The 9,745-nt window shown below is 50.7% G+C and carries 10 protein-coding genes; all 10 read left to right on the plus strand.

The genetic code is table 11. The features are described 5' to 3' along the window. The first annotated feature begins 69 nt into the window (after positions 1-69). Positions 70-492: a hypothetical protein gene (locus PHH49_03460; protein ID MDD5488006.1), complete on the plus strand. Its 423-nt coding sequence runs from the start codon at positions 70-72 to the stop codon at positions 490-492. Further along, on the plus strand, positions 492-929 hold the full coding sequence (locus PHH49_03465) for a hypothetical protein (protein ID MDD5488007.1): 438 nt from the start codon (positions 492-494) through the stop codon (positions 927-929). The genes PHH49_03460 and PHH49_03465 overlap by 1 nt, the downstream gene beginning before the upstream one ends. 20 nt (positions 930-949) lie before the next feature. Continuing rightward, positions 950-1,474, plus strand: coding sequence for a thiol peroxidase (tpx, locus tag PHH49_03470; protein ID MDD5488008.1), 525 nt, complete (start codon positions 950-952; stop codon positions 1,472-1,474). 28 nt (positions 1,475-1,502) lie between these two features. After that, positions 1,503-2,054, plus strand: coding sequence for a Spy/CpxP family protein refolding chaperone (locus tag PHH49_03475; GenBank protein MDD5488009.1), 552 nt, complete (start codon positions 1,503-1,505; stop codon positions 2,052-2,054). Between the two features lie 41 nt (positions 2,055-2,095). Continuing rightward, positions 2,096-2,866, plus strand: a complete 771-nt coding sequence (locus PHH49_03480; GenBank protein MDD5488010.1) for an NAD-dependent protein deacylase — start codon at positions 2,096-2,098, stop codon at positions 2,864-2,866. Continuing rightward, positions 2,856-3,455: a hypothetical protein gene (locus PHH49_03485; protein MDD5488011.1), complete on the plus strand. Its 600-nt coding sequence runs from the start codon at positions 2,856-2,858 to the stop codon at positions 3,453-3,455. Before PHH49_03480 ends, PHH49_03485 begins: the two co-directional genes overlap by 11 nt. Before the next feature lie 15 nt (positions 3,456-3,470). Continuing rightward, complete coding sequence (locus PHH49_03490; protein MDD5488012.1) at positions 3,471-4,805, plus strand: HD domain-containing protein; 1,335 nt, start codon at positions 3,471-3,473, stop codon at positions 4,803-4,805. Positions 4,806-4,814: 9 nt separating this feature from the next. Continuing rightward, the gene (locus tag PHH49_03495; protein ID MDD5488013.1) at positions 4,815-5,981 is read left to right on the plus strand and encodes an iron-containing alcohol dehydrogenase; all 1,167 of its coding nucleotides are present in this window, start codon (positions 4,815-4,817) and stop codon (positions 5,979-5,981) included. Positions 5,982-6,138: 157 nt separating this feature from the next. Next, positions 6,139-8,079 (plus strand): aconitate hydratase, encoded by a 1,941-nt coding sequence (locus PHH49_03500; GenBank protein MDD5488014.1) that lies wholly within the window; start codon positions 6,139-6,141, stop codon positions 8,077-8,079. Between the two features lie 1,311 nt (positions 8,080-9,390). After that, positions 9,391-9,702, plus strand: a complete 312-nt coding sequence (locus PHH49_03505) for a hypothetical protein (protein ID MDD5488015.1) — start codon at positions 9,391-9,393, stop codon at positions 9,700-9,702. Positions 9,703-9,745 lie beyond the last annotated feature (43 nt).

Genomic DNA, 9,745 nt, shown 5'->3' on the forward strand with positions numbered 1-9,745 from the left:
TAATACCAAATAATTATTAGTTTTAAAAGCTGGAAAATCGCCGAAACTTCAGGTATATTTTATTAGCAGATGAATATAAGCCGCGAAAAGATAAGCCCATTGGCATTAATAATAGCGATACTTCTCGCGTCAGCGTTAAGTGTATGCGCGGCAATATGTTGCGTGGCCGGCGACGAGGCGCTATTCCAGGTCAATGCCTGGCAGGATGTTCATGCCGGAGAAAGGGTGTCCCTCCAACAGAACGATATCGAGGATTTCTCATATTTTCGTTTCAGCCGATCCGGCGGCGAGGGGGTCAATGCGATGGAAATATCCCTTGATGGCGGAGACGTCTGGAACGATATGGAAAGGGACGGCTCGGATTTTTTCTATGACTGGTATCCTGAGCCTTCGCAGACCATCGTAGTGTCGTTCCGGGAAGGCCCGGATGAAGGTGATATGAGAGGAGTGGAGGGAAAGGCTACGGTCGTTTACGGTGAGGTGTCGTCCTGATGAAACTTTGTCCTTTTTGCAAGGAGAGCGTACAGGATGAGGCTGTTTATTGTAAGCACTGCCACAGGAATATCTCTTTTGTGTTCGTCGGCCGGCTGGCCAGGGTAGTTATTGTCCTGATAGTGATCGTCGCCGGAGTCTTCGCGTACAATAGGCTGAACCGGAACCTCCCACTTATTAAACAGGTGGTGGGGGAGGTACGGTATCTTATCGGTTATCTGTCCGATATGAAGGACAAAGCCATTGAGGGTGAGGACCCATTGGATGTGATGAGCGTATCGTCGCTTCCAAAGGTATCCGGAAGTCCTTCCGTTAGTGATCCCAATTCAGGGATCGCTCTGGACGATAGTACAGAGCTAAGGGAAATGATACGGCAACTGTTGAAATATATGGACCAGTTCATGAAAAAGTTCAAATCGGGGAAAATGACCAGATAAGCGTGGTTTTGGAGGGTTGTATGGGAGAACAGAGGATCTGTACGGTCAAGGGGGCCCCGGTCACTTTGGCCGGGCAGGAACTGAAGACGGGAGAGCGTGCTCCATCGTTCAGGGTTGTTTCAAATGACCTGACATCAAGTGTTATCGAGTTCAGTGGAGGTATAACGGTCATAGCTTCAGTGCCATCCCTGGATACCCCGGTCTGTGATCTTGAAATAAAACGTTTCCATAAAGAGGCCCTGGCCCTATCGGATAGCGTCAGGGTCATCTTTATAAGCATGGACCTTCCTTTCGCTCAAAAACGATTCTGTGATGATTTCCAGATAAAAAGGGTAAGCACTTATTCGGATCACCGGGACGCGGATTTCGGGGTAAAATACGGAGTCCTGATAAATGAGCTGAGATTGCTTTCAAGGGCCGTATTCGTAGTAGATGACGCCGGATCGATCGGATACGTGGAATATGTGCCCGAGCTTACGTCTCACCCGGATTATGACAGCGCTATATCCGCTGTCAAAAGCGCGCTGGAAGAAGGACGTAGATGATCCCATCCAGCGCATGGGAGGGGAAAAGATGAGGGATGGACTTATGAACGCGGCTGCAGTACTGGTAATATCGTTATCGTGCGCGATCATGGGGCATGCCTCTGAGGCCGGTCCGGAAGGGGACATCACGGGCTGTCCTGTATCGGCTGAGACGAGAACTGCCTCGTTCAATACGCGCTCAAGCGGCATGCCCATCCCGCTGCAATACCAGCGCTTGATCGATGTGCTTACCAGTAAACGTGAGGACCTGGCCCTTACCAAGGAACAGGAGAACACCATAACCGCGGTCTTGGAGGGGTCCAGAAAGAGATCGAACGACCTGGACAAGGAAATAAACGAAACCAGCATGGAGATCGACACGATCTTGTTGTCCGGCGAGTATGAGCCTGACGTGGTGAACATGATGGTGGAAAAGAAATTCGACCTGATAAAGGAAAAATCACAGTACCTGATCATGGAACAGGATAAGATATATCGAGTCCTCAATGATGAACAGAGGAGCGTTCTGGTCGGGGAGATCAAGGCGGTAGACAAGCGTACCCGCAGAGGTTTCCGGCCGGTGAATTTTGGGGAGCAATGATGACGCCTCCTGGAGGGGGTTTTAAAGGTACAGGGACGGGCATGGAGGTTACAGACAAGAGCGTATTCCCGAAAATAGCGCGGATGCTTAAGGGCTGCACGGGGCTTTTTTGCGTCACAGGGGCTGGTGTATCCGCTGACTCCGGTCTGCCTACGTACCGTGGGGAGGGTGGGTTGTATTCCGATAAAATGACCGAAGAGGGAATACCTATTGAAGTGGCGCTGGCGGGGGACATGCTCAAAGAGAACCCGGCGATCACATGGAAATACCTTAGCCAGATCGAAGCTCGGAGCAGGAAAGCCTCTTTCAACGAGGCGCATCGTGTTCTCGCGGAAATGGAGAAATTTTTCGAAGTATGCATCTTGACGCAGAACATAGACGGGTTCCACACAGACGCGGGGTCCGGGAACGTTATTGAGATACATGGGAATATCCACGATATTTTCTGTACCGAATGCGGCTGGAAGGACACGGTCAAGGACTTCAGTTCCTTAGTGATACCACCATTGTGCCCGAAATGTGCCGGGATCGTCCGTCCGGCAGTGGTCTTTTTCGGGGAGACATTGCCATACAGGGCCCTGCAAAAGTTGTATTACGAGACGGACCGGCCATATGATGTTTTTATGTCCATAGGCACGACCAGTGTTTTCCCGTATATCAAGGAACCCATTATCAGGGCCAGGAACATGAAAAAAGCGACTATTGAGATAAATCCGGACTGTACGGATGTGTCTGACATCGTGGATATCAGGGTGTCCATGGGCGCGTCGGAGGCCCTGACCGGTATATGGAGGGCTTTCAATGAGCTATGATATCCGTGGAACAGGGGTTTCCCGCGCCGTGTTCAGTGTGATCGTCCTGTTTGCCATGGCATTCGTTTCCGGTGGTTGCGCGGATATTTCTAAGGATCCCAAGGCAGTGTTGTCGAGCTATCTTGACTCCTGGCTCCATGGCAGGTATCATGAAGCGTATGAGTACTTGTCGGAACGCGACAAAAAAACAAAAAAGCTGGAAGAGATATCGCCTGATGTGGACATGGATAAGATGAGCGCGTTCAAGAAGGTACTGTACCGGAAGATATCCTTTGAGATCGATAGAATGACAGTGGAAGGGGACAAGGCGACGGCCGAAGTCACCATAACCACGCCTGATTTCGGTACGATGTTCCAGGATGTGTTCACGGCGGCTTTCGGAGCGCTGGACCAGGAGGTCATGCAGAGCTCACAGATAGATGACATGTTGGCTTTACGATACAGCTCGGGCAATGTGCCGACGATGACGACCCGGAAGGATTTTGAGCTTGTGAACGAGGAAGGTAAGTGGAAGGTGTATCTCGGGCTGGAACCCGACAGATGGGATATCGAGAAAATAAACGAGTTCTTCGGTGATATTAAAAAGTGAGTCACGCGGAGTAAAATGAATATAAGCATACGTACCAAGCTATTCGCTACCACAATATCCATATTGGTGCTGGCCGTAACGTCGACAGCTGCTATCAATATCACTAAGTTCCGGTCAATGTACATCGAGGCTATGCTGGAAAGGGCCAGGGCCGACGCCCAGGACATACGTTCCGCCATTCTCCATGGGCTGAACTATTTCCCGTTGGACTCGTTCTCCGATATGAGATATCTCCTTAGGTCGCGGCTTAGTCCGAAGTTCAGCTATTGTTATGTGGCTAACGCCGACAGGAAGATACTGTACCATAGCGAAGGTGATGTCGACGACGATAAGCTACCCGACATATTTACCGCGAAACTGGAGCTTTTAGGGGAGAATAACAGTATAATCGTCTCTGTTGAGGGATACTATGAGAGCGTGATCCCGATAGTGTTCAAGGAGGAAAGGGTAGGGACGATACATGTTGGCATAGAGAAGAACCTGGTGGATGGGGCGGTTATCCGCATGATAGCCCAGACCGTGACCATACTTATTATCGCGCTCCTGGCCTCCATATTCGTGCTCTATTACCTGCTCACCAAGAACATTACAGAGCCCATACGGATGCTCCTGAAAAAGGTCACCTACATAAACTCACGATTTGATATCACCAAGCGCATAAAAGAACAGAAAGGGGACGAGCTCGCGGCGTTCGCGCGGTCTTTTGACCTCATGTCCGAGGAACTGCAGATAATATTCGAGGGTAGCATAAACGCCTTGGCCACCGCCGTTGAAAGCAGGGACCCTTACACGGCTGGTCATCAACGAAGGGTGGCAGATCTGGCGCGTACCATCGCGAAAGAGATGGGCCTGCCGGAGAAAAAGCAGAACGAGATATATATGTCAGGCATAAGCCATGATATCGGTAAGGTCGGCGTGCCGACACGAATACTAACGAAACGGGGTAAGTTGACAGAAGAGGAGATAGAGCTCATACGCTCGCATCCACAGGTCGGATACGATATTCTCAAGGCGATCGATTTTGACTGGCCCATCGCCAGGACGGTGCTTCAACACCACGAGCATATGGATGGTACGGGGTATCCCAACGGAGCCAATGGTGACAATATACTGTTGGAGGCCAGGATAATAACGGTCGCGGACGTGGTGGAGGCCATGGCAGCCCCGCGTCCCTACAGGGAAGGCCTGGGTATTGAAGCCGCGCTGGACGAGATATTGTTGAAGAGGGATACATGGTTCGACCCAAAGGTCGTTGACACGTGTCTCAAACTGTTCTATGAGCAGAAATATACGTTTGATTTTACCAATCTTAATATCACGATGATAGACCCGAACCAGCTCTCCCGATAAGGTGACTTTATGCAGGATTTTGTTTTTTATAATCCCGTCAAGATAGTGTTTGGCCGGGACGCGACCCTTAGAATAGGGGAAGAAACCTCGCGTTATGCCAGGAACGTAATGCTTCTTTACGGTGGTGGTAGCGCTCGGGCGAATGGGATATACGATAAGGTATGCGCGAGCCTCACTGATAGCGGGGTAGACTGGACCGAGCGGGGTGGGGTAAGGCCTAATCCTGTCCTGTCGTTCGTCAGGGACTCTATCCGTGTATTCAGGGAGAAGGGCCTGGACGGGATAGTGGCAGTAGGTGGCGGGAGTGTCATTGATACGGCTAAGACCATAGCGGCCGGGGTGATGTATGATGGGGATCCTTGGGATTTTTTCATAGAAAAAGCGACGCCTGTACGTGCCGTACCGATCACGGTCGTTCTTACGCTGCCGGCCGCCGCTTCGGAAATGAACTGCGGTGCAGTTATAACCAATGAACTGACGTTACAGAAGTATCATTTCATATCAGAACAGGTGTTCCCTAAAGTGTCTATTCTTGACCCGGTGAACACTTTCACGGTCCCGCGTGATTATTCGATGTTCGGCGCGATAGACGCGATAATACATCTGCTTGAGGGTTATTTCAATTGTATAGAGACGGATATGCCGGTGCAGGACCCGTACGTCGAGGGTCTTGTCAGGTCGATCATGCGTAGCGCGGATAAAATATATACCTCCCCCAAAGATTATAAAGCCCGGGCTGATCTTATGTGGGCGGCAACGCTTGCGCTTAACGGCTCGGCTTCTGCCGGTATCGGGCCGACGGGGTTCCCCATGCATATGATAGAACACTCGTTAAGCGCTTTGTATGACGTGCCGCATGGCGCTGGCCTGGCCATAGTATCCCTGGCTTGGATGAAATATGCGTATAAAGAGCGGAAAAACAGGTTCACGCGTTTCGCGGAAAAGATCTTCGATATATCCGATGGGGAGGGGGAGGGCGTCGCGCTTGAGGGGATAACCGCGCTTGAGCGATGGTATAAGAGCGTTTCCGCGCCGGTCCGGCTGGCTGATATTGGTGTGTCCCGGGAAGAGATCGCCTTGATATCCGAGAACGCGTATATGACGTCGGTCCAGTGGGGGCTTGACGGAAGGTATACGCGGGAAACTATTGCGGACATACTTGAACTGGCCGCTTGAATATCACATATTATCCAAATTATATCTTGTCACACGACGCATTATACACTAAAATGCATTTTACTTGTTCGCTCCGCTCCGCGAGGTCGATCGGGCACGCGTATTGTCCGGTAAAGCGCGGTAAAACAACAAATGGGGGAAGTGGTAATACATGTCGATGAACATGAGCCTGACATATAAGATATTGAAAGAACACCTTGTCGCCGGGGAACTGGAGCCGGGGAAAGAGATCGGGATAAGGATAGACCAGACGCTTACACAGGACGCTACCGGGACAATGGCGTACCTTCAGTTCGAGTCCATGGGGATACCCCGGGTGCGAACGGAGATATCGGTAAGTTATGTGGACCACAATACGATACAGCAAGGCTTTGAGAACGCGGATGACCACAGGTATTTGCGGACCTTAGCGTCCAAATATGGTATATATTTTTCCCGTCCGGGTAACGGTATCTGCCACCAGGTCCATCTGGAGAGGTTCGGGGCTCCGGGTAAAACACTTCTTGGCAGCGACAGCCATACCCCGACCGGCGGCGGTATCGGCATGATAGCCATCGGGGCTGGCGGGCTGGATGTGGCTGTGGCTATGGGTGGCGGGGCGTTCTACCTTACGGCTCCTCGGGTCATAAAGGTCGAGCTTGTAGGGAAACTGAGAAAATGGGTCTCGGCCAAGGACGTGATCTTGCATATACTGGATGTCCTGTCCACTAAAGGCAATGTTAATATGGTGCTTGAGTACGCGGGGGAGGGGGTCAAAACGCTTTCAGTGCCGGAAAGGGCCACCATAACCAATATGGGCGCCGAAACAGGCGTTACGACCAGTATTTTCCCTTCCGATGAAATGACGTTAAGGTTTTTGCGCGCCCAGGGTCGGGAAGCGTCCTGGAGGGAGTTGGCGGCCGATGAGGGCGCGAACTATGACCGCGTGTTAACGGTCGATCTTGCTAAAGTTGTGCCTATGGCCGCGGCGCCGCATTCACCCGGGAATGTGGTCAAGGTCGCTGATATCGCAGGTCTTAAGGTTGACCAGGTGGCTATCGGAAGCTGTACGAATTCCTCATTGAGGGATCTATTCGTAGCGGGAGAAGTGCTTTCCGGGAAAAAAGTCCATCCGGATACGTCGCTTGTGGTCGCGCCCGGGTCTAAACAGGTGTTTTCCATGATATCAAAAAGCGGGACGTTGACCAAGATGATCGCTGCCGGCGCGCGGATAATGGAGAGTGTCTGCGGTTTTTGCATAGGAAATGGACAGGCCCCGGAATCCGACGCGGTCTCTGTCCGTACAAGCAACCGGAATTTCGAAGGACGTTCCGGGACCAGGTCGGCGCGGGTCTATCTTGTTTCTCCCGAGACAGCGGCATTATGCGCGATAAACGGTAAATTCACGGATCCTTTATCCGTGCCGGAAGGATCATACCCTGAATTCCATATGCCTGCAGAGTTCGATGTCGATGATAGTATGGTGTTGCCGCCTTCGGACCCGCAACGAGCTGGGGCAGTTAAGGTGCTCAGGGGGCCGAATATCGGTGACCCGCCCAAGAACAAGCCACTTAACGATTCCTTGGCAGGAGAGATCGCCATCAAGGTCGGTGACAAGATCACTACCGACCATATAATGCCTGCCGGTAGCCGGCTGAAATATCGTTCGAATGTCAAAAAGTACTCGGAATACGTTTTTGAGGGCGAGGACCCCACTTTTTCCGCACGTGCTGCCGTATTGCGTAACCGGGGTAAAAGTGTCTTTATCGTGGCGGGGGAGAGCTATGGGCAGGGTTCGAGCCGTGAACATGCCGCTTTATGTCCAATGTTCCTGGGGGTCAAGGCGGTGATCGCGCGCTCTTTTGAGCGGATCCACGCGGCAAATCTAGTGAATTTCGGTATTTTACCGCTGGTCTTTGATGACCCGGAGGACTATGACCGGGTAGATCTGGGAGACCAGGCCGAAATTAATGGCATATTAGACGCTCTGGGGGCTGATATCGACCTGTTGCTGGAAGTGCCTGCCAAGGGCCTTAAAATGCGTTTAAAGTACCATTTATCGGCACGTCAGCGTGAGATAGTCATGGCCGGAGGGCTGTTGAACTATACCGCAAGGTAACCACAATATATAACGCCAAACAGGTCTTTTCCTTATTAATAAGTTAACATAACATACATTATCGGACGTTGCAAATGGAGGGCCTCTGGGGTGTTTTTAAGGGGTTTTTGAGCGACGTTCGATAATGTGATCTGGCGCCTCTTTGCGGGACAACGTCCAATAATGCCGGAACATTATCCGACGATACCCTGCTTCGCATATCATCCGATAATATTCCCCTAAGCGCGTCTATTTTTGGTATCAGTACCGCGCTTATCGGACGTTGCAAATGGAGGGCCTCTGGGGTGTTTTTAAGGGGTTTTTGAGCGACGTTCGATAATGTGATCTGGCGCCTCTTTGCGGGACAACGTCCAATAATGCCGGAACATTATCCGACGATACCCTGCTTCGCATATCATCCGATAATATTCCCCTAAGCGCGTCTATTTTTGGTATCAGTACCGCGCTTATCGGACGTTGCAAATGAGGGCTTTCTAAGGGTGTTTGCCTGGGTTTTGTCCCGAGTTTTTCACGTCGGATAATGTATGAATACTTCGAGACAATTCCCAACATCCAATAATGTGGGAATATTATCCGACGATACCCTGCTTCGCATATCATCCGATAATATTCCCCTAAGCGCGTCTATTTTTGGTATCAGTACCGCGCTTATCGGACGTTGTAAATGAGGGCTTTCTAGGGGTGTTTGCCTGGGTTTTGTCCCGAGTTTCTCACGTCGGATAATGTATGAATACTTTGAGACAATTCCCAACATCCAATAATGCCGGAACATTATCCGACGATACCCTGCTTCGCGGATCATCCGATAATATTCCCCTAAGCGCGTCTATTTTTGGTATCAGTACCGCGCTTATCGGACGTTGCAAATGGAGGGCCTCTGGGGTGTTTTTAAGGGGTTTTTGAGCGACGTTCGATAATGTGATCTGGCGCCTCTTTGCGGGACAACGTCCAATAATGCCGGAACATTATCCGACGATACCCTGCTTCGCATATCATCCGATAATATTCTCCTAAGCGCGTCTATTTTTGGTATCAGTACCGCGCTTATCGGACGTTGCAAATGGAGGGCCTCTGGGGTGTTTTTAAGGGGTTTTTGGGCGACGTTCGATAATGTGATCTGGCGCCTCTTCGCGGGACAACTCCCTTAACCGCCTTTTCTTTACTTACATTGCTTTTTGAAGGTTGATTTGAAATAACTTAAATATGATCGCATGTACTTGGCAATTTATTGTAAATTCGTATACTTTTTATAGTACGTTATTTTATGTTGACTGATATATGTTCAGGTTTTCAGATAAAAGGAGTTGTCATATGAGGAGCGCACTCGGAAAAACGTGCATGGCGGTTATTTTTGCGTGTCTTTTCATCTCGGCCGCTATTACCGTACGCGCGGAAGTCGTGGCCGACGGTGAAAAAAGCCAAAGATCGGCCCTGAAGTTCGGAGATGCGGCCGGTTCGGAATTTTCATTTGGGGACGGTATGGACTGGGACGTGCCCGCTGGTGATGCCACCGATGGCTTTGCCCTTTTCGGCCAAGCCGATCTACGTCCCTATAAAGGTAAGGACACTACTAACCCCCTACCCGCCGACTGCGTTGTGCAGGAAGAAGTACAGAACGAGTGATCCGATCGACGCCCCTTTTTGTTGTACGCCTCTATCCGTCGGA

The organism is Candidatus Omnitrophota bacterium, from assembly GCA_028715965.1.
Classification (GTDB): domain Bacteria; phylum Omnitrophota; class Gorgyraeia; order Tantalellales; family Tantalellaceae; genus JAQUQS01.